The organism is Arthrobacter sp. JCM 19049 (genome assembly GCF_001310435.1).
Genome location: NZ_BAXF01000480.1, coordinates 1 through 1627 on the forward strand (window position 1 = coordinate 1; position 1627 = coordinate 1627).

The 1627-nt window shown below is 66.6% G+C and carries 2 protein-coding genes; both read right to left on the bottom strand.

The window, feature by feature from the left end:
- Positions 1 to 74: 74 nt before the first annotated feature.
- A complete protein-coding gene (locus JCM19049_RS13595) occupies positions 75 to 428 on the bottom strand; it encodes a DUF6069 family protein (protein ID WP_054821853.1) in 354 nt (117 codons plus the stop codon).
- Positions 429 to 681: 253 nt separating this feature from the next.
- On the bottom strand, positions 682 to 1627 hold a 946-nt coding region (locus JCM19049_RS13600; RefSeq protein ID WP_054821854.1), incomplete at its 5' end, for a monooxygenase.

Sequence of the window (1627 nt, forward strand, 5' to 3'; positions counted from 1 at the left end):
TCGGGCCCGGTCCGCAAACACACCCCAGCATGGCGCTGCAATCCGCAGCACCATGCCTGGGCCGTATTCAAGGGCTAACGCCGGGTGGCCCCGTAGTGGCTGGCCGTGGCCGGCACCAGGGCCTGGGCGGCCTCCTTGTCGTTGTACTTCTTGTTGGAGTAGTTCACCGCCAGGTACCAGGAGGCACCCACGATCAGGTGCATCAGCGCCAACGCGATCCCGCTGAGCACATCTTCGGCAAAGAGGATCGGGACGATGATGGACACCACCGCGACCGCCACGCCCAGCCACTGCGCAATGCGGCAGAAGCGGGGTGCGGCCCGGCCGATGACGAAGGTCAACAGCCCCAGGATCAGGATCGGCGGGGCGGTGAACCGCAGGATATGGATGAAGTCCAGGTTCTGGAACAGCCCGCCCGAGAACCTCATGGACGCGCCAGCGGCCTCGCTGACGAAAACACGAACCCGCACAACACTGCCGCACCAAACGCGGCGATGATGACCTGGGCGAAATTGAACGGCATCCTGTATCTGACAGGCATAGCGTAGGCGCTCATGACTGATCATCTCCTCGATCACTCGAATCGCTTGAGCCTGTCAATTCACTGTACGCCGCATCACACCGCAAGAGAACAGGTGCGGGCTGCCCGGGCGGGAACCCCCTGTCCAAAGCCGGCGCGGTCTACTTCGATGCGCCAATCGCCCAGACCCGCGGCAGCTGCGTTCCGTTGACCGCCAAGTCTCCAATCAGCCGGGCCTTGAACACCCACGGATTGTGGTTCCCGGCGGTCCGCGCATTGCGCCAGTGCCGGTCAAGGTTCTTCGAAACACTGGTCGCCGAGGCCGCCAGCGCGTCAAAGGCGTGGGTGATCGCGTTCAGCGTCAGGGGCGTGAGGGTCACCTGCGCCTGCGCGGAGGCCAGCTCGGCGGCGTCATTGGCCGCCAGGTCCTCGGCCTCAGTAACCGTGCCCGCGTGCAGCCCCACCGCCGTGTCATGGGCCTCCTGCAGGGCCCGGGAGACCCGCTGCACCGCGGCGGTGGCCACATAGGCGGCGGAGGAAACCTCACCGATCACCTGCAGCAGCTGCGGATTCTGGCTGGCAAGGTTCGCGGCCGCATGACTGAAGGTGCGTTTGCGCTGCTTCAGTTCGGCGGCAAAGTCGCGTTCGGCCGCGCGGGCGCTGCCGGCCAGCACCACCAGCAGCACCTGCTGGTAGAAGGCCGTCTGGTAGCGGAACCTGGTGTCGAAGTCGATCAGGTCCTCCTCGTGGACCACCGCGTCGGTGAAGGTCGAGGTCCCGGTGCCGGTGGTGCGCTGGCCAAAGCCGTCCCAGTCATCGGCCAGGGCGATCCCCGCCTGATCCGCCCGCACCGCGGCGATGACGCGTTGGCCCGTGTCGGTGCGCTCGGCGTAGGTGTCCAGCCAGTCCGCGAAGATCGAACCGGTCGAATAGTACTTGGTGCCGTTGATGCGAAAACCCCCGTGGCCGTCCGGGGTGACCTTGGTGATCACGTCCCCGACCGTCACTGCGCCAACCTCCGTCCAGCAGTTGCCCACCAGCTCACCCCCGGCGAAGCGGCGCAGCCATTGGTCACGCCCCGGCCCGGGGGCGGCCACCAGCCGGTCC